The following is a 19149-nucleotide window of genomic DNA, read 5'->3' on the forward strand; positions in this document are numbered from 1 at the left end:
CTGCTCCCCGGCGCGCCCCCCGGCGGGCCCCCGGCCGGGGCGCCCCGGGCGGGAAGGGGTGCCCGGGCCGCCCCAGCCCCACACCCCGCCGAGGTGCGAGTGGTAGTGCCGGTAGGCGCGGTCGGCGTCCATCAGGTGGATCACCGATCCGGTGCCGCGCGGCTGGATGACCACCGCGTCGTCGGAGTAGCGCAGGTAGACCCCGCTGGCGTCGGTGTGCTGCGACTGCGGCCTGCGCCGGGAGGTGATCTCCCGCGCCACCACCGGCACCGGTTTCGTGCTGGTGTAGGCCTCGTCGTCGCGCGAGCCGCCGATGTCCAGCGCGGGGGCGCGCTGGTAGTGCGCGGGCACGTAGCCGCGCGGCCCGGAGCCGCCGCTGAACACCGCGAGGACCGCGACGATCAGCGCCACGACGACGCCGACGCACGCCAGCGCGATCCAGATCCCTCGTCCCACGGCCGAGCGCCTCAGTCCGCGGTCGGGTAGATGCGCACGTCGTACCGGCCGAGCCGTTCGCCGGTGCTGGCCTCCCAGCCGGAGTCGCCGTAGGACTCGAAGCCCAGCAGCGCGCCGTCCTCGGCCGCGTAGTCCTGGTAGCGGACGGTGCCCTGCGCGTCGAGGCCGGTGGTGGCCTCGCTGCGGAACGTCGCCGAGCCGGATTCCTCGCGCGCGTACCGGCGGCCGCCGAACTCGACGTGCTTCCCGCCGGGTTCACCGGCCTCGTCGACCGGCGTCCACAGCGTCAGCTCCAGGTCGGGGTCCTCTTCGACGCCGAGCCACACCTGGGTGCCCTTCGCGTCGTCGAGCAGGTGCTCGGCCCAGCCCCAGCCGCCTTCGGTGAGCCGCAGCGAGCCGCGCACCGTGTAGCTCAGCCCCCGGACCTCCACGATGTCGCCGGCCTTGAGCCGCCGCGGATCGCCGCGCAGCGAGTCCTCGTCGCCGGTGTGGAACGGGTCGGTCGGTCCGGTCGCCGCCTGCGGCGCGGGCCGGGTGCGGCGGTACAGCAGCACCATGCTCGACACCGCGACGGCGACGCCGATGAGCACGATCGCGATCGTCAGTCCGGTCACGTGGGTCCCCCAGATGTCCGCGCGTCACCGCGCGAGTGCGGCCTCTTGCGGCGGAGCGTAACGGCCGAGTTCGACCCGAACGGCGGTTTCGCCGAGAATCGTGATCGAACTCCGCAGCGCGCGGCCCCGCGGAACGCGGAACGGGCCGCCCACCCGGTGGGGTGAACGGCCCGTTCGGCGCGGTCGTGCGGCCGGCGCGGTGTCAGCGGGACAGCAGCTGCGCGCAGCGGATCAGACCCAGGTGGGAGTACGCCTGCGGGTGGTTGCCCAGCGAGCGCTCCGCGATCGGGTCGTACTCCTCGGCGAGCAGCCCGGTCGGCCCGGCGGTGTCCACGATCTGCTGGAACAGCTCCTCGGCCTCGGTGCGGCGGCCGATCAGCAGGTACGCCTCGATCAGCCAGGCCGCGCACAGGTGGAAGCCGCCCTCGTCGCCCGGCAGCCCGTCGTCCCGGCGGTAGCGGTACACAGTGGAACCGCTGCGCAGCTCGGACTCGATCGCGTTCACCGTCGCGCGGAACCGCTCGTCCGACGGGTCGATCAGCCCGGACAGGCCCACGTGCAGCGAGGCCGCGTCCAGGTCGGAGCCCTCGTAAGCGGTGGTGAACGCCTGCACGTCCGGCTGCCAGCCGTTCTTGATGACGTCCTGCGAGATCTGGTCGCGCAGCGGGCCCCAGGTGGGTTCCACCTCGCGGCCGTACCGCTCGGCGATCTTCAGCGCGCGGTCCAGCGTCACCCAGCACATGACCTTCGAGTACACGTGGTGGCGCGGCTGGTCGCGCTCCTCCCAGATGCCGTGGTCCGGTTCGAACCAGCGGTGCGAGACGGCCTCGGCCATCGCCTTCACCAGCTGCCAGTCGCGGTCCCGGACCTCACCGGTCACCTCGGCGAGGTGCCAGACGAGCTCCACGACCGGGCCGAACACGTCCAGCTGGACCTGCTGGTCGGCGAGGTTGCCGACGCGCACCGGCCGCGAACCGGCGTAGCCGGGCAGGCTGTCGATCACGGCTTCCGGCCCGAGGCTGGTGCCCTGCAGGCTGTAGAGCGGGTGCAGCCGCTCCGGCCCGGGCAGCGTCTCCAGCACGCGGTGCAGCCAGTCGAGGAAGCCCTCCGCCTCGGCGGTGGAGCCCAGCGTGACCAGGGCCTGCGCGGTCATCGAGCCGTCCCGCAGCCAGCAGTAGCGGTAGTCCCAGTTGCGGACGCCGCCGATCTCCTCCGGCAGCGAGGTCGTCGCCGCCGCCATGATCCCGCCGGTGTCGGTGTTGCACAGGCCGCGCAGCGTCAGCGCGGACCGGCCCACCAGGTCGGTCTCCACGGCGGGCAGCGTCAGCGTCTCCAGCCACTCCGACCAGTACACGTCGGCGGCGGCGCGGCGCTGCCGCTCGGTGCGCTCGGACGGCGCCAGGTCCTCGGTGCCGCAGCGCAGCTCCAGCACGATCGGGGTCTCTTCGGAGGCGGCCACCACGGCCCGCGCCGACTCGTGCATCCCGTCGGAGGTGATCTCCCACTGGACGCCGGGGGAGTGCAGCACCATCGGCTCCGAGGTGCCCATCACCCGCAGCCCGCCGGCTTCGGGGACGAGCCGCACCGGGACCTGGCCGAACTCGGGGCGGGGCGCGAACTCGATGCTCGCCGTCGTCTCGCCGGTGATCACCCGGATGAGGTCGGTGCGGTGCGCGTCGACCCCGTGCTCCAGGTAATCGGTGACCAGCAGCCGCGACCAGCGGGTCTCGACCGTCATGGTGCCCGGCACGTAGCGCTGGCCCAGCGGCAGCGGGCTGCGCGGCGCGCCGTTGCCGCCGTGCGGGCGGACGGAGAAGTGGCCGGCGCCGGGGCCGCCGAGCAGGTCGGCGAACACGGCCGCCGAGTCGGGGCCCGGGTGGCACATCCAGGTCAGTCGCGCGTCCGGGGTGAGCAGGGCGACGGTGCGCTCGTTGGACAGCATGGTCAGCCGCTCGATCGGCGGGGCCTGCTCGCCGTAGAGCCAGGTGCGCCGCTCCTCCATCAGGAACGCGAGCGCGGTCGCGACCTGGGTGGTGTCGGCGACGCGGAACTCGGCGAGCGTGTCGCCCTCGCCGACCTTGAGCCCGAGGTCGGGTCCGTGCAGCCGGGCGAACGCCTTCTCGTCGGTGACGTCGTCGCCGAGGAAGATCGCGGCGGTGGCGGCGACCTGGTGGCGCAGCGCGTCGAGGGCGTTGCCCTTGTCGGTCTGCACCACGGCCAGCTCGATCACGGCCTTGCCCTCGGTGACCTGGACGCCGTCCCAGGTGGCCGGGCCGGAGCGGACCTGGTCGAGCACGCGCTCGGCGACGTCGTCCTCGGCGCGGCGCACGTGCACCGCGACGCTGGCCGGCTTCGCCTCCAGGGTGACGCCCTGCTGGCCGGCGACGATCTCCTGCAGGCCGCGCTGCAGCCGGGTGCGCAGTTCGGTGGCCTGCGGTTCGAGCTCGTGCACGAAGCCCACGTCGAACTCGGAGCCGTGGCTGCCGACGAGGTGGACCTCGGAGGGGAGGCGGGACAGGGTGGCCAGGTCGCGCAGCGCCCGGCCGGAGATCACCGCGGTGGTCGTGGCCGGCAGGGACGCCAGCGAACGCAGGGCGTGCACCGATTCGGGGAGCGGCTTGGCCGCGTTCGGGTCGGCCACGATCGGGGCGAGAGTGCCGTCGTAGTCGCAGGCGACCAGCAGTCGAGGGGTGCGCGCGAGCTGGACGATCGTGCGGCGCAGCTCGGCGGGGAGAGCTTCGGCGGTCAACGCCATACTCCTCTGGGCGGTCGGATGGGTCTGCATGATCGATTCGGTGCCGGACGTGCCGGTCGGGTCCGCTGCCGGTTCCCGCCGCACGTCCGCCGGTGGTCGATCAGTTACCTCGCGCGGCGGCTCCGGACGTCGAGCGGGTCTTTCAGGGGGTCCCGAGCGCTTCGAGGAACGAACGGGCCCAGCGGTCGACGTCGTGCGTGAGCACCTGCCTACGCAATGCTCGCATCCTACGGCGGCCGTCGGCCTGCTCGATGTCGAGGGCGGACAGCAACGCCTCCTTCACACCGTCCAAGTTGTGCGGGTTGACGAGGAAAGCGCTGGTGAGTTCCGCGGCCGCTCCGGCGAACTCGCTGAGCACGAGCGTGCCGCCCAGGTCGTGCCTGCAGGCGACGTACTCCTTGCACACCAGGTTCATGCCGTCGCGGACCGGCGTGACCACCATGACGTCGGCCGCGCAGTAGAACGCCACCAGGTCCTTCTTGTCCACCGACGTGTGCAAATAGTGCACTGCCGGGTGACCCACGCGGCCGAACTCGCCGTTGATCCGGCCGACTTCGCGCTCGATGCCCTCGCGCATCTGCTTGTAGTGCTCGACGCGCTCCCGGCTGGGCGTGGCGATCTGGATCATCGCCACGTCCTCGGCGCGGATCTGGCCGTCGGCGAGCAGCTCGTGCATCGCGTGCAGCCGCACGTCGATGCCCTTGGTGTAGTCCAGCCGGTCGACGCCGAGCATGATGCGGCGCGGATTGCCCAGCTCGGCGCGGATCTCCTTGGCGCGCTGCTGGATCTCCTTGCTGCGCGCCATCTGGTCCAGCTCCGAGGAGGCGATCGAGATGGGGAACGCACCGACCCGCACCGCGCGGTCCCCGACCTGCACCACGCCCGGCCGGGACCGCACGCCGACCTGGCCGCGGCTCGGCTCGAACCCGGCGAGCCGCCGCGCCAGCCACAGGAAGTTCTGCGCGCCGCCCGGGCGGTGGAAGCCGACGAGGTCCGCGCCGAGCAGCCCGCGCACGATCTCGGTGCGCCACGGCAGCTGCATGAACAGCTCCACCGGCGGGAACGGGATGTGCAGGAAGAAGCCGATGCGCAGGTCCGGCCGCAGCTCCCGCAGCATCGCGGGCACCAGCTGCAGCTGGTAGTCCTGCACCCACACGGTCGCGCCCTCCGCGCTGACCTCGGCCGCGGCCTCGGCGAACCGGCGGTTCACCCGCCGGAACGCGTCCCACCAGGAGCGGTCGAACACCGGCGGGACCACCACGTCGTGGTACAGCGGCCACAGCGTCGCGTTCGAGAAGCCCTCGTAGTAGTCCTGGAACTCGTCGGAGGACAGCCGCACCGGGTGCAGGTGCATGTCCTCGTCGGTGAACGGTTCGACGTCGACGTCGGCGACCCCCGGCCAGCCGACCCAGGCGCCGCGGCGGGCGCGCAGGAACGGCTCCAGCGCGGTCACCAGGCCGCCGGGGCTGTGCTTCCAGCGCTCGGTGCCGTCCGGGAGCTTCTCCAGATCGACGGGAAGCCTGTTGGCGACGACGACGAAATCCGCACGGGCGGGCGTGCTGGCCCTACTCACCGGTGTTGCCTCCTCGGGAGACCGCTGCTGTCTCGGACGGGATGGGCTGCGCCGGCGGCATCGTGCTCTCCAGCGGCTGGGCCGCTGTCGCGGACCGTCCCGGATCACTCACTACCCGCAGGCGAGGCTAGCCAATCAGTCCACCGCCCGCGTCGTTCGTGTGGGCCAACGCCCCCGAGGTCTTGCTCACTCCGGCGGCGCCGGGTGGGCCGCAGCGGCCCGGACAGGCGCGGGCCCGAGAGCCTGCGCTCCAGCCTGCCGAGCCGGGTGCGCACCGGCTGCGCCAGGTACTCGCCCAGCACCACCCCGGCGCCCAGCGCCAGCCCGGTCGCGGCCGCCAGCATCAGCGTCGACATGCCCGCCGGGTCCCGGACCACCGCGATCTCGTACAGGCCGCGGTAGGTCGCCAGCCCGGGCAGCAACGGCGCCACGCCGGACACCGCGATCACCAGCGCCGGGATCCGCAGCCGCCGGGTCACCACGCCGCCCGCGACGCCGACGACGGTCGTGGCGACGGCGCCCGCGAGCACCGCGTTCAACCCCACCACGTTCGTCAGCGTGCCCGACACGCCCGCGGCGACCGCCCCGCCGAGCCCGGCGATGACCAGCGGCCGGGGCGGGGCGTAGCTGGCCAGCGCGAAGCAGGCCGAGGTGGAGGCACCCGCGAGCGCCTGCACCGGGAGGTCCAGCGCCGTCGTCGACTCGATCCGCGCGGTGCCCACCTTCTGCAGCAGTTCCGCGGTGTCCCCGCCGAGCTGGTCGAAGACCTGCACCCCGACGTAGAGCGAGAGCACCACACCGGCGATCAGCCCGGCCGACATCAGCGCGAGCTCCGCGATCCGGCCTGCGGCGGTCACGTTGTACCCGGTGATCGCGTCCTGCATCGAGCCGACCACCGTCATCCCGGACAGCAGCACGATGATGCTCGCCGCGACCGCCAGCGCGGGCGTCGGGAGGATCCGCAGCATCGAACAGGCCAGCGCGATGCTCGTCGCGATCACCCCGCCGACCGCCTGCTGGAAGAAGAACGGCAGCGCCCGCTTGTTCAGGAACCGCCCGATCCGGTCCACCAGCGCCGTCGCCACCGCCGCCACCACGGCCAGCAGCGGGTCGCCGCCGCCGAGCAGCACCGACAGCGAGGCCGCCATGCCCGCCCACGCGAGGGTCGCCACCCAGCGCGGGAAGGGGTGCGGCGCCGAGGTGATCTTGTCCAGTTCCGAGTAGGCGTCCGACGCGGACAGCTCACCGGCGGTGATCTTGCGGACCAGGTCCTCCACGTCGGCGAGCCGCGTGTAGTCGATGGACCGGTTGCGCACCACGCGCAGCGAGGTGATGGGCACCTCCTCGGTGCCCCGGTAGCAGGAGACGGTGATCGACGTGTAGATCACGTCGACCTCGCAGTGCGGCAGGCCGTAGGCGCTGACCACACCGATGATCGTCGCGGTGACGTCGGAAGCGCCCGCACCGCTGGCCATCTGGACCTCGCCGATGCGCAGCCCCAGGTCCATCACCAGGTGGACCGTTGATTCCTCGGGCAGTGCCGGCCCGTAAACGGCGTTGCGTGTCCCCACCGGCTCGGCCGGGTCGCGCCGCCGCAGCACACCACGGGCGCGCTGCGTGATTCCCACCGCAGACCTACCTTCCTGCTCGTCACCTCTGGGTGACCGCGTTGATCGTCCCCTCGGCCATCGGCCCGCACGCCGCGGCCGTTGCACCTCCGGTTCGTGTCCTCCATCACGAGCCTGACACCCGACCCGCGCGCCCGCGGGCGAGGGGCCGCCGGTCCGGCCGCTTCTCCGCCGACGACCACGGCCGATTACGATGTGCGCGCACGGCGCGGCCGCCCCCGCCGCTGTAGCTCAGTTGGTAGAGCACCCGCCTTGTAAGCGGACGGTCAGGGGTTCGAGTCCCCTCAGCGGCTCCGTGCGGCGCGGTCGAGGAGCGGCGTCCGGCGCGGGGGCATCGCGGGTGCGCCGTCCCCGGCGACTCCGGACGGGGCGCCCGCGGCATCGGGTTCGGCGGGGCCGACCGGTGCGACCGGGCACGACCCGATGGATTCGCCCTTTGATGATCGGTGATCGCGGCCCGGATCTGTACTACCCGACCGGGCGACGGATCGGTGCCGCTAGGGGAGCGGGATGACCAGCACCTGGTCCGGGTTCCGCCACGCGCCGCGGACCGCGGCGCCGGGTCGCGGCCGGAAGCCTCGGCAGCGGATCAGAGCGCGGGATCACCCGCATTCGACAGGCGCAGCGGTGGCTGCGCCGGGCCGCGGCGTGGCTGCGCGAGCGCGCCCCGGAGGGCCCCGGGGCGGGTGGGTGAGCGGGCGGCTCAGGCCTCGGGGCGGAGGGCGATGATGCCGAAGACGCCGCCGGCCGGGTCGTGGACGACGGCGAACCGGCCGGGTTCGATGTCGAGCGGACCGGTGAGGACGGTGCCGCCGAGCGCGGTCACCTGCTGCACGGCGACGTCGGCGTCGGGGACCGCGAAGTACGCGAGCCAGTGCGGCGGCACCTCGGCGGGCCAGTCGTCGCCGATCCGGACCATGCCGGCGATCTCACGGCCGCCGAGCCGCAGCAGCCGGTAGTCGGTACCCGCGACCTGCTGCGGGACGACCTCCCAGCCGAACAGCTCCCGGTAGAACTCGGCGGCGCGCTCCGGGTCGCGGGTGGCGAGCTCGTGCCAGCAGGGTGCACCGGGCTCGTTCACCCGCGCGGAGCCGATCCGGCGGCGGGGCTGCCACAGCGCGACGGCGGCGCCGGTGGGATCGGAGCCGACGGCGAACCGGCCCGCGTCGAACACGTCCACCGGCGCGACGTGCACCTGGCCGCCCGCCCGCTGGAAGGCCGCTGCGGTGGCGTCCACGTCGTCGGTGGACAGGTGGGTGGTCCAGAACGTCGGGCCGCGGGCCGGTTCGTACTGCGGGCCGATGCCGGCGACGGCCCCGCCCGCGCGCAGGGCGATCCGGTAGCCGCCGCTCTCGGGCCCGGTGTCCTGCACCGTCCAGCCGAGCAGTTCGGCGTAGAACTCCGCGGTGGTGCCGGGGTCGGCGGTGTGGAGGTCGACCCAGCAGGGCGTGCCCGGCGCGTACGACGTGATCTCCATCAGCGGCCCCCGTTCCGCGGACTGCGGTCGCACGACCCTTGACGTCCTGGTGCGACCGAGGCCCATAGTGGGCACTCGAATGTTGGGCGGGTCGTTCGAACGGCGCATCTCGATCAGGTCCCAACCGGCGAATGTGGTGGCGAATAGTGACCAATTGGTTGACCCATTACACGTACGGGTGAGGTCATGGGGGGACTTGTCCGTCCCCACAGCGTTGCCGCTGCTACCCAGAGGAGATCAGTGTGTCCCTGGCACGAGTGCTGACCGGCGTCGCCGGCGTGACCCCGGGCGCCGCCACCTTCGCCGTCCCCGCCCAGGCCGCCCCCGCGGCGGCCCCCAACGACATGCAGCCGATGATCATCGACGGCGAAGAGGCCACCGACGCTCCCTGGGCGGTTCGGCAGTTCAACGACGGTCAGGAGGCGTGTTCCGCCACCGCCATCGCGCCGGAGTGGGTGCTCACCGCCCAGCACTGCGTGGAAGGCGCCGGCGACGCCGTCAGCTTCCACGTGGGCAGCCTCAACCAGCACGAGGGCGAGGAGTTCAAGGCCAAGGCCGGCGGCGTGCACATCCACGACAGCGTCGACCTCGCGCTGGTCAACGTGGACCGCCCGATGGACGTCGAGTTCGCCCCGCTGGGCACCACCGGCGACGTGAACAACGGCGACACCGTCCAGGTCTACGGCTGGGGTGCCACCTGCACCGACCAGCCCGAGGCCCAGTGCCAGGCGGACAACCTGAAGGTGGCCGACGTCAAGGTCACCGACATCGCCTGCACCGACTACCGCGGCGGCACCGCGGTCTGCGCGGACCGCATCAACGGCATCACCGCCGGTGGCGACTCGGGCGGCCCGATGTTCTCCAACGGCAAGCAGGTCGGCGTGGCCTCCACCAGCGACCGCGCGACCTCGACCGCGTACAACAACATCACCGAGTACCGGGACTGGATCAAGGAGGTCGCCGGCGTCTGATCGCCGCGACACCAGCAAGACCCGGCAGCATCGCGGCCGGGGTCGCCACGGCGGCCCCGGACGCGTGCGTTTCCGGTGGCGCGCGGTGCGGGCGGTCTCACCCGCGGTCCCGGCCGCCCGGGATGAAGATCGCAATTCCGGTGAACTCCGCGAAAATTCTCCGCGGGCAATCGCACTGAGCCCGGACGTGCCGTCCCGGCGGACGTTTACGCAGGTCACGTCCGCTGTCCGCATTTTCGATCAGTATGCGTGATAGATCGTTATCACTGCGCTGACGCGAGGCGCAACAATCCTGTCGTGCTCATCACGTGGAAAATCGAGTATCGCCTGGTAGTGCGGTCAGGAAACGGCTGAGTACCTGACGCGTTACGGATGTTCTGTTAAGTTGGCAAAGCATGACCGGCGACAAACCCAGCCATAACGGCGACGGACCGAATGGCGGACGGAATGCGGGGAGCGGTTCTTCCGCTCCGGTCGAGATCGGCATTCCGGTCGTCGCGGACGGTCCCGCACTCCACCGGATCACGCGTGATTCGCGAGTGCTCGATGTGAACTCGTCCTACGCGTACCTGTTGTGGTGCCGGGACTTCGCGCACACCACCGCGGTGGCGCGCGACGGCGGCGAAGTGGTCGGCTTCGTCACCGGCTACCGGCGTCCGGACGCCCCGGACGTGCTGATGGTGTGGCAGGTGGCGGTGGACGCGTCGCAGCGCGGTCGCGGAGTGGCGGGGCAGCTGCTCGGCCACCTGGTCGACCGGCTGGTGCCGGAAGGCGTGCGCTACCTGGAAACGACGATCACCGCGGACAACACCGCCTCGATCAAGCTCTTCTCCGCGCTGGCCAGGGACCGCGGTACCGAGCTGGCCCGCAGCGAGCTGTTCGGCGCCGACCTGTTCCCGGACGCGCACCTGGGCGAGGACCTCTACCGGATCGGCCCGTTCGCGGCCCCCGGCGCCGTGACGGGCGAAGCCGTCGCGGCACCGCGTCCGGCGGACTGACCGCGAGCGCGCCGCGCCGACCCGGTGGGAGCCGGGGACGCGGGGCGCGCGGGCGCGGACCGCGCCGCGCCGCAGGGACGAACGAGTTCCGACGGCAGGTCTCCAGGTGGGGACCATGACCGACTTGCAGCCGGTGGCCGCTCCGGCCGCCGCGAACGGAGGATCGTGAACGACATCTTCGCAAGCCTCGAATCCGAGGTCCGCAGTTACAGCCGCACCTGGCCGACGACGTTCGACAAGGCGGGCGGCAGCTGGCTCTACGGCGAGGACGGCACGCCCTACCTGGACTTCTTCGCCGGCGCCGGTGCGCTGAACTACGGGCACAACAACCCCCTGCTCAAGCGCAAGCTGATCGAGTACATCGAGCGGGACGGCGTCACGCACGGCCTGGACCAGGCCACCGCCGCCAAGCGCGAGTTCCTGGAGACCATCGACGAGAAGCTGCTGAAACCGCGCGGGCTGGACTACAAGGTCCAGTTCCCCGGGCCGACGGGCACGAACTCGGTGGAGTCCGCGCTGAAGCTGGTCCGGAAGATCACCGGCCGCGAGTCGATCATCAGCTTCACCAACGCGTTCCACGGCATGACGCTGGGTTCGCTGTCGGTCACCGGCAACTCGATGAAGCGCGGCGGCGCGGGCATCCCGCTGGTGCACTCCACGCCGATGCCCTACGACAACTACTTCGACGGGCAGTACCCGGACTTCCTGTACTTCGAGCGGTTGCTGGAGGACAGCGGTTCCGGCCTCAACGAGCCCGCCGCGGTGATCGTGGAGACGTTGCAGGGCGAGGGCGGCATCAACTCGTCCCGCCCGGAGTGGCTGCGCGGCCTGCGCGAGCTGTGCGACAAGCACGGCATGCTGCTCATCGTCGACGACGTGCAGATGGGCTGCGGGCGCACCGGTCCGTTCTTCAGCTTCGAAGAGGCCGGCATCACCCCGGACATCGTCTGCCTGTCCAAGTCCATCGGCGGCTACGGCCTGCCGCTGGCGCTGACGCTGATCAAGTCCGAGCACGACGTGTGGGAGCCCGGCGAGCACAACGGCACGTTCCGCGGCAACAACCCCGCGTTCGTGACGGCGTCCGAGGCGCTGAAGCTGTACTGGAGCGACGACGAGCTCCAGCGCGGCACCATCGCCAAGGGCGAGCGCGTCGGCCAGGTCATCGGCGAGATCGCCGACAAGTACGAGGGCGGCGTGGCGAAGGGCCGCGGCCTGGCGCGCGGCCTCGGCTTCGAGGACCCGGAGATCGCGGGCAAGATCTCGAAGGCGGCCTTCGACCGGAAGTTGATCCTGGAGACCTCCGGCCCGCAGAGCGAGGTGATCAAGATCATGCCGCCGCTGACCGTGTCGGATGAAGAGCTGGAGCAGGGTCTTCAGATCATCGTCGATTCCGTGCAAGCTGTGCTTGCCTGACAAAGACGTACGCGACGGCCGGCCCGCCCCAATCCCGGGCCGGCCGTCTCGTTCGGCACCACCGGTATCCCCGGCACCCCGAAGGAGGGCATTGTGTTCGTTCGCAGGCTCGACGAGGTCGAGAACACCGACGACGACATCCAGACCGAGAACTGGCGCAGCAAGCGCATCGTGCTGGCGCGGGAGAAGGTCGGTTTCTCGGTGCACGAGACGACCCTCTACGCCGGAACCGTGAACGACTTCTGGTACGCCAACCACATCGAAGCCGTCTTCGTGTACGAGGGCGAGGGCGAGCTGGAGAACAAGTCGACCGGTGAGGTCTTCCAGCTCAAGCCGGGCACGCTGTACATGCTCAACGAGCACGACAAGCACCAGGTCCGCCCGAAGACCGACATCCGCACGGTCTGCGTGTTCAACCCGCCGGTGACCGGTCGCGAGGTCCACGACGAGAACGGCGTGTACCCGCTGATCGTGGAGGACTGATCCGCCGACGGGTTCCCCGCCTCGAACCGCCCACGAGCCGCCTCCGCGGTCGTGGGCGGTTTTTCTTCGCCCGCATTCCGGATGCGTAATGACCGCGGGACTCGGGTAGCCGAGGAGCGTCTGGTTGCCTGCCGCGGTGCGCGACGCGTCCCCGGGAAGCCGGGGAATTGCCACCGAACGAGGAACCGAGAAATGGCGGCCGATTCCTGCGCGGAATCGGCCGCTCCGGCGGTAATTCGCGAAGGAGGCGCAACTGATGACCGTCGCGGACGTGACGACTCAGGACCGTTACCCGACTCGGCGAGGCACCGAGTCCGCGTTCATCGAACGCACCGACCCCGTGGTGTGGCCCGGGGTCCGCAGCGGCCCGGCCTCGGCCGAGGACCTCGCCGCGCACGACGCGAAGGGGTTCCACACGGTGCCCGACCTGCTGTCCCCTGCCGAGGTGCAGGAGTACTGGCAGGAGCTGGACCGGCTCACCAGGGACCCGGAGGTGCGCGCGGACGAGCGCACCGTCGTGGAGAAGGATTCCGGCCAGGTGCGTTCCCTGTTCGAGGTGCACCGCACCAGCGAACTGATCGCGGGATTGGTGCGGGATCCGCGGGTTCTCGACCGCGCGCGGCAGATCCTGGGATCCGACGTGTACGTGCACCAGAGCCGGATCAACTACATGCCCGGGTTCAAGGGAAGCGGTTTCTACTGGCATTCCGATTTCGAAACCTGGCACGCCGAGGACGGCCTTCCGGCGCCGCGCGCGGTGAGCATGTCGGTGGCGCTGACCGACAACTACCCGTTCAACGGCGGGCTGATGGTCATGCCCGGCGCGCAGCGCACCTACGTGTCCTGCGCGGGGCGCACGCCGGGGGACAACTACAAGTCCTCGCTGAAGGAGCAGAAGGTGGGGGTGCCGGGCGAGGACGACATCACCCGGCTCGGCTACGAGCACGGCATCGAGCAGTTCACCGGTCCGGCGGGCTCGGCGCTGTGGTTCGACTCGAACACGATGCACGGGTCCGGGAACAACATCACGCCGTTCCCGCGGTCGAACATCTTCATCGTGTTCAACAGCGTGCACAACGCACCGGTGGCGCCGTTCGCGGCCGAGCGGCCGCGGCCGGGGTTCGTCGCGGCGCGGGACACCGCGCCCATCACCCGCTGACCGCGGTTCCCCGGACCGGTGCGCCCCGTGCGCACCGGTCCGGCGTGCGAGCCACCCGGGCGACCGGCACGCTCGTAGCAGGCGTCACACTTGAGTCCCCAGAAGGGTTGGAATCTTGATCCCAATGGGCAAAGGTGGAGCCGGTTGACGACGTCACCCGTGAACGGGGCGGTCCAGGAGAGCGGATGAGTACACTGCGTCACCCGATCGCAGCGGTGCCCGTGGAGATGCGGGACAGCGTCACCACGCCCAGCGCCGCGCGGGTCTACGACTGGTTCCTCGGCGGGGCGCACAACTGGGAGATCGACCGCGCCTTCGGGCAGCGGGTCGTGGACATCATCCCGGACATCAAGTCCTACACCCGCGAGAACCGCCGCTTCCTGAACCGGGTGGTGCGCCACGCGCTCGACGCCGGGTTCCGGCAGTTCCTCGACATCGGTTCCGGGCTGCCCACCGTGGGCAACGTGCACGAGGTCGCCGAGCTCCACTGGAGATCGGCCCCCGGCGCCGACGAGGACCGGGCCCGGGTCGTCTACGTGGACAACGACCCGGTCGTGCAGTCCCTGGGCGGGCTCATCCTCGACCGGGAGGGCGACCCGCGGCGGCACCACGCGCTGCGCGCCGACCCGATCGCCGACCCGGACGGGCTGTGGCCGCTGCTGGCCCGCACCGGGGTGTTCGACCTCGACGAGCCGACCTGCCTGCTGATGGTCTCGATGCTGCACTTCTCGAAGGACTCCGAACACCCGCACGAGTCGGTCGCCGCGCTGCGGGAACGGCTGCCCGCCGGCTCGCTGCTGGCCGTGTCGCACTGGACGACCTCGGACGCGACCGAGCAGGAGCAGGTGGCGAACGAGCGGCTGGTGGAGGCCTACGAGCACTCCACCCATCCCGGTCAGCTGCGCTCCAGCGCGGAGATCCAGGACTTCTTCGGCGACTTCGAGATGCTGGAGCCGGGACTGGTGTACGCGCCGAGCTGGCGCCCGGACGGCCACGAGGAGTTCACCGGCGACCCGGAGCGGTCCCGGATGCTCGCCGGCGTCGCCCGCAAGCGCTGATCAGGGCGCGGCCAGCTGGGGGTCCAGGCCCAGGTAGCGGCGCTCGTTGAACTTCTCGCCCGCGCAGGACGCGCCGAGGTCGTGGCCGATCCGCTCCACCACGTCCGCCAGCTCCAGCCGGGACAGCCACGGCCGCGGCAGCGCCGCCGTGCCGTGCCGGGCCCCGAGCAGCGCTCCGGTGATCGCCGCGGTGCTGTCGCTGTGCCCGGAGTGGTTCGCCGCGAGGCGCAGCGCCGCCGGGAACTGCTCCGGCCGGGGCAGCGCCAGCGCGCAGTACACGCCGATGGCCAGCGCCTCCGGCCCGATCCAGCCCTGGCCGAGCCGTTCCACGTGCGCGACGGAGGCGCCCGTCCGGGCCAGGGTCGCGGCCTCCGCGAGCAGCCCGGCGGTCTCGCCGTCGTCGCGCAGCACGCGGCCGGTGGCCTGGTCCACCGCTTCGGGCAGCCGCCTGCCCTGCACGGCGACCAGGTGCACGATCAGCGCCAGCGTGCCCGCGGACGCCCAGCCGCCCGCGCCGCCGTGGGTGAGCGCGGCGAGCCGGCAGCCGAGGCCGTAGGCGATGGTGGCGCTGGGGGCGAAGCCGATCGGGGAGCTGCGGTCCACGCCGCCGCAGCCCTTGGAACTGTTGCGCGGCCGGTCGGGGCTGCCGAGCTCCGGTTCGCCGAGGGCGCGCAGGCTGGTGAGTCCGGGGGCGCGGCTGGCGTACAGCTCGCCCTCGGCGAGCAGGCCGGTCGCACCGGGTGGCGGCTTCGACTCCTGCTGGGTGACCAGCCACCGCCGGTAGGCGGCGGTGACGGTCTCCACCGGACGCCACTGGCCGCCGTTGTTGCCCTGGGTCCACGCGCTGAGGTAGCCCTCGCCAGTGAACAGCGTCATCTGGGTGGCGTCGCCGAGCAGCGCCTGCGCGGGCGGCTCGGTGATGCCCTGCTCGCCGTGCTCGGCTCGTATCCCGTCGAGCTGCTGGAACTCGACGGGCGCGCCGAGCGCGTCGCCGAGCGCCCCGCCGAGCAGGCAGCCCACGGCGCGATCGACCACTGTGGACGGGGTGGGCACGCGGCGGGCTCCTTCTCGGGCGGCGCTTCGAACGATGATCGATCAGGGGCCGACTCTACTGGGCGGTACCGCGGGCCCGGCGCCGATCCGCCCACCGCGAGCATCTTCGCCGCGTGCGGTGCGGCACCCCGCGCCGCGCCCGAGTTGGATGAATGATCAACTTTCGCGCACCGGCGGGTGAGCCGCGCGGTCGTCGGGCGGGCGTCCGGGAACGTCACCGTGTTGGGCCGATCGGGTGACGCCCGGCCAGGTGCGGCCGGGCGCCGGCCCGGAGATCGCTACCGTGTGTCCGCTTCGCCGAGAGTGGACTCCGCGAGACCGGGTGACCGAAACTGGCGAGGATCGAACACGCAGCGAACGGCAGGTGTCGAGGGGCATGCAGGGGCAGGGCGCCGTGCCCGGCGGAACGGGCTCCGACCAGGTCGTCGGCTCCGGCCCGCCCGGGTTCACCTTCCGGGTGCTCGGCCCGCTGGAGGTGCGGCTGGACGGCGAGCCGCTGCGGCTCGGCTCCGCCTCCGTGCGCGGCGCCTTCGCCTGCCTGCTGATGGAACCGAACCAGCTGGTCTCCATCGACCGGTTGATCGACACCCTCTGGGGCGACGAACCGCCCGCCACCGCCCGGACCATCGTGCACGGCTACATCTCGCGGATCCGCCGGCTGCTGCACGGCCACGGCGACCCGGACGCCCCCGGGCGGCCCGAGGTGCTCACCCGCTCGCCCGGCTACCTGCTGCGCATCGACCCCGAACGCGTCGACGCCCACCGCGCCCGCAAGCTGATCAACGACGCGCACGGCAAGGACGCGGCGGCCCGCGCCGAGCTGCTCACCGAAGCGCTGCAGCTGTGGCGCGGACCGGTGCTCTCCGGCATCGCCGCCGAACGGCTGCACCAGAGCGTCGGGACCAACCTCGACGAGCTGCGGTTGCTCGCCCTCGAAGAACGCATCGCCTCCGAGCTCGAACTCGGCAGGCACCACCGCCTCGTCATCGAGCTGTCCGCGCTCGTCGACCAGCACCCGCTGCGGGAACGCCTCACCTACCTGCTGATGCTCGCCGGCTACCGCTCCGGCAACCGCGCCGAGGCCCAGGCCCGCTACCACGCGCTGCGCGAACGGCTCTCGCACGAACTCGGCATCGACCCCGGCCCCGAAGTGCGCACCCTCTACGAGCGGCTGCTGCGCGACGACGAAGCCCTGCTCAGCGGCACCCAGCGGCAGGCCGACCGGGAGGTCGCCCCCGTCGGCCCGGTGCCCGCCGAGCTGCCGCCCGCCGTCGCCGGATTCGTCGGCCGCGAACGCGAGATGGCCGTGCTGGACCGCATGATCGAACGCGACCGCGGGGACACCACGATGCTCGCCGTGCTCACCGGCACCGCGGGCGTCGGCAAGAGCGCCGTCGCCATCACCTGGGCCCACCGCGTCGCCACCGCCTTCCCGGACGGGCAGCTCTACGCCTCGCTGCGCGGCTTCGACTCCGAGCGGGCGCCGCTGTCCCCGGGTGAGGCGCTGACCAGCATGCTCAAGACGCTCGGCGTCGCCGCCGACGCGATCCCCGTCGACCTCGACGACCGGGCCGCGCTGTACCGGTCGCTGCTCGCCGACCGGCGGGTGCTGGTGCTGCTGGACAACGCCCGCGACTCCGAGCAGGTGCGGCCGCTGGTGCCCTCCAGCTCCCGCTCCCTGGTGCTGGTCACCAGCAGGCGCAGGCTCGACGGGCTCGTCGTGCGCAGCGGCGCGCGGGTGCTGCCGCTGGAGACGCTGCCCACCGAATCCGCCGTCGCCCTGCTCGACCGGGCGGGCGGCATCGACGGCTCCGCCGCCGAACCCGAAGCCACCCGCGCGCTCGCCGAGCTGTGCGGCGGGCTGCCGCTGGCGTTGCGCATCGCCGCGGCGCGGCTCGCCGCCAACCCCGCCCGCGGTGTCGCGAGCCTGGTCCGGGAGCTCACCGACGAGGGCAACCGGCTGCACGCGCTGGACATCGACGACGCCGACACCAGCGTGCGCCGCGCCTTCGACATCTCCTACCGGAACCTGCACCCGGTGCACGCGTCCACCTTCCGGCGGCTCGGTCTGGTGCCGGGGCACACGTTCACCGCGCACGCGGTGGCCGCCGTCTGCGAGACCGATCCGCCCGCCGCCTACCGGCGGCTGCGGGCGCTGGCGCTGGCGCACCTGGTCACCGAGCCGGAACCGGACCGGTTCGGCATGCACGACCTGCTGCGGCTCTACGCGCGGGAACTGCTCACCGCCCCGGACGGACCCGACGCGCGGCCGGAGCACGCCGGCCTCGCGGAACGCGACGAGAAGGCCTTCACCCGGCTGCTGCACTACTACCTGGTGGTCGCCGACCACGCCCGGCGCTTCCTGCGGCCCGCGCGGGACGACCTCGACCTCTCCGGCGACTCGACCATCGAGCAGCCCGAGATCCGGAACCGGACCGAGGCGCTGGCCTGGTTCGACTCGGAGTGGCCCAACCTGGTCGCCGCGGTGCGCGCCGCGCACGCCCACGGCCTGCACGAGTACGCGTGGCGGCTGGTGCGCTGCCAGTTCAACTACCTGGTGGTGCGCTGCCCGTGGGAGGACTGGATCCAGATCTACACGGTGGGCCTGGAGTCGGCGCGGCTCGCCGCGGACCCGGTCGGGCAGGTGCTGATGCCCGCGGGCCTCGGCGTCGCCTACGCGCGCACCGGCGAGCACGACGAGGCGCTCGCGCACTACGCGGACTCCTACCGCTGCGCCGTCGCCACCGGCAGCCCCGGCTGGCTGGCGATGGCCCAGGTCAACATGGGTGCGGTGCTGTTCCGGATGAAGCGCTTCGCGGAGGCGCAGGTGCACTGCCGGGACGCGCTGCGCGCTTACCGCACGCTCGGCGACCGGTACCGCGAGGCGGGCGCGCTGAACAACCTCGCCCAGGTCGAGCAGGCCAACGGGCGGCTCGCCGAGGCGCTGGAGCACCTGCTCGAAGCCGAGGTGATGTACCGCGAGGCGGACGACCTCGAAACGCTCGCCATGGTGCTGAACAACTGCGGTGAGGTCAGCATCGAGCTGGGCAGGCTCGACGACGGCGAGGGCTACCACCACGAGGCGCTCGACGTGGCGCAGCGCTGCGGCTCGGCGATGCACCAGGCCTCGGCCTACCTGGGCCTCGGCGACGTGGCGGTCTCCCGCGGCGACCGGTCGGTGGCCCGCACCCGGTGGGAGACGGCGCTGTCGATCTACGAGACCGGCGGCTCGCCGCGCGCCGCCCAGGCCAAGGCCCGGTTGACCTCGCTCGACGACGGCTGAGCGCCGTCCGCCGTGGACGTTTAGCCGACGTTTAGCGGGTGTCTAGTGCCCGCTGCGAGAGTGTCTTGCGTGCGGGTCGGCAGCAGCTGAGACCCGCACCGGGCGGCACTGGGGGAAATCCGAGGGGGGATTGCCGCCCGGCCGTCCCGGCCGAGCCCGCGCGAGCGGGCGGGTCGGGGCGGACACTCCGGAACGGGGTGCTCGGAGGGATCCGGGAGGGCGTGGGGG

Annotated in this window: 13 protein-coding genes, 1 tRNA gene and 1 pseudogene; 8 read left to right on the top strand and 7 right to left on the bottom strand. The window is 72.2% G+C overall.

Annotated elements, in window-relative coordinates; all coding sequences use genetic code 11:
- The 5 genes and pseudogenes from LCD31_RS22070 to LCD31_RS22090 form a co-directional block, all read right to left on the bottom strand.
- Positions 1–456 (bottom strand): annotated as a pseudogene (locus LCD31_RS22070) (DUF4247 domain-containing protein); the annotation flags it as partial.
- An 11-nt stretch (positions 457–467) separates the two neighbouring features.
- Positions 468–1070 (bottom strand): DUF4178 domain-containing protein, encoded by a 603-nt coding sequence (locus tag LCD31_RS22075; RefSeq protein ID WP_224960810.1) that lies wholly within the window; start codon positions 1068–1070, stop codon positions 468–470.
- 202 nt (positions 1071–1272) lie between these two features.
- Positions 1273–3825: a trehalose-phosphatase gene (gene otsB, locus LCD31_RS22080; RefSeq protein WP_224960813.1), complete on the bottom strand. Its 2553-nt coding sequence runs from the start codon at positions 3823–3825 to the stop codon at positions 1273–1275.
- 142 nt (positions 3826–3967) lie between these two features.
- Complete coding sequence (locus tag LCD31_RS22085; protein ID WP_224960816.1) at positions 3968–5398, bottom strand: trehalose-6-phosphate synthase; 1431 nt, start codon at positions 5396–5398, stop codon at positions 3968–3970.
- A gap of 104 nt (positions 5399–5502) precedes the next feature.
- Entirely contained in the window at positions 5503–7026 is a 1524-nt protein-coding gene (locus LCD31_RS22090) for a threonine/serine exporter ThrE family protein (protein ID WP_224960819.1), read from the bottom strand.
- 220 nt (positions 7027–7246) lie between these two features.
- On the opposite strand from LCD31_RS22090, the gene LCD31_RS22095 reads away from it, so the two are divergent.
- Positions 7247–7319: transfer RNA gene (locus LCD31_RS22095), tRNA-Thr, on the top strand.
- Positions 7320–7729: 410 nt separating this feature from the next.
- Here LCD31_RS22095 and LCD31_RS22100 read toward each other — a convergent pair.
- Entirely contained in the window at positions 7730–8536 is an 807-nt protein-coding gene (locus tag LCD31_RS22100; protein ID WP_224960822.1) for a VOC family protein, read from the bottom strand.
- Positions 8537–8745: 209 nt separating this feature from the next.
- Here LCD31_RS22100 and LCD31_RS22105 point away from each other — a divergent pair, with 209 nt between their 5' ends.
- The 6 genes from LCD31_RS22105 to LCD31_RS22130 all read left to right on the top strand — a co-directional run bounded on the left by LCD31_RS22105 (position 8746) and on the right by LCD31_RS22130 (position 14585).
- Entirely contained in the window at positions 8746–9474 is a 729-nt protein-coding gene (locus tag LCD31_RS22105; protein WP_224960825.1) for a trypsin-like serine protease, read from the top strand.
- Between the two features lie 395 nt (positions 9475–9869).
- Positions 9870–10472, top strand: a complete 603-nt coding sequence (gene ectA, locus LCD31_RS22110) for a diaminobutyrate acetyltransferase (RefSeq protein ID WP_224960828.1) — start codon at positions 9870–9872, stop codon at positions 10470–10472.
- 165 nt (positions 10473–10637) lie between these two features.
- Complete coding sequence (ectB, locus tag LCD31_RS22115; protein ID WP_224960831.1) at positions 10638–11885, top strand: diaminobutyrate--2-oxoglutarate transaminase; 1248 nt, start codon at positions 10638–10640, stop codon at positions 11883–11885.
- 93 nt (positions 11886–11978) lie between these two features.
- Positions 11979–12368, top strand: a complete 390-nt coding sequence (locus LCD31_RS22120) for an ectoine synthase (protein WP_224960833.1) — start codon at positions 11979–11981, stop codon at positions 12366–12368.
- Between the two features lie 256 nt (positions 12369–12624).
- Positions 12625–13527 (top strand): ectoine hydroxylase, encoded by a 903-nt coding sequence (gene thpD, locus LCD31_RS22125; protein ID WP_224960835.1) that lies wholly within the window; start codon positions 12625–12627, stop codon positions 13525–13527.
- Positions 13528–13712: 185 nt separating this feature from the next.
- Entirely contained in the window at positions 13713–14585 is an 873-nt protein-coding gene (locus LCD31_RS22130; protein WP_224960837.1) for an SAM-dependent methyltransferase, read from the top strand.
- Here LCD31_RS22130 and LCD31_RS22135 read toward each other — a convergent pair whose 3' ends face one another.
- Positions 14586–15638: an ADP-ribosylglycohydrolase family protein gene (locus LCD31_RS22135; RefSeq protein ID WP_224960839.1), complete on the bottom strand. Its 1053-nt coding sequence runs from the start codon at positions 15636–15638 to the stop codon at positions 14586–14588.
- A 376-nt stretch (positions 15639–16014) separates the two neighbouring features.
- Between LCD31_RS22135 and LCD31_RS22140 the strand changes: the two genes are divergently transcribed.
- Positions 16015–18921: a BTAD domain-containing putative transcriptional regulator gene (locus tag LCD31_RS22140; protein ID WP_224960841.1), complete on the top strand. Its 2907-nt coding sequence runs from the start codon at positions 16015–16017 to the stop codon at positions 18919–18921.
- Positions 18922–19149: the final 228 nt, after the last annotated feature.

Source organism: Saccharopolyspora sp. 6M, from assembly GCF_020176775.1.
GTDB lineage: Bacteria > Actinomycetota > Actinomycetes > Mycobacteriales > Pseudonocardiaceae > Saccharopolyspora_C > Saccharopolyspora_C gregorii.

Coding starts and splice junctions, on each gene's coding strand:
- otsB (WP_224960813.1), bottom strand. CDS start 3,825: ATGGCGTTGACCGCCGAAGCTCTCCCCGCCGAGCTGCGCCGCACGATC.
- ectA (WP_224960828.1), top strand. CDS start 9,870: ATGACCGGCGACAAACCCAGCCATAACGGCGACGGACCGAATGGCGGA.
- thpD (WP_224960835.1), top strand. CDS start 12,625: ATGACCGTCGCGGACGTGACGACTCAGGACCGTTACCCGACTCGGCGA.
- LCD31_RS22130 (WP_224960837.1), top strand. CDS start 13,713: ATGAGTACACTGCGTCACCCGATCGCAGCGGTGCCCGTGGAGATGCGG.
- LCD31_RS22140 (WP_224960841.1), top strand. CDS start 16,015: ATGCAGGGGCAGGGCGCCGTGCCCGGCGGAACGGGCTCCGACCAGGTC.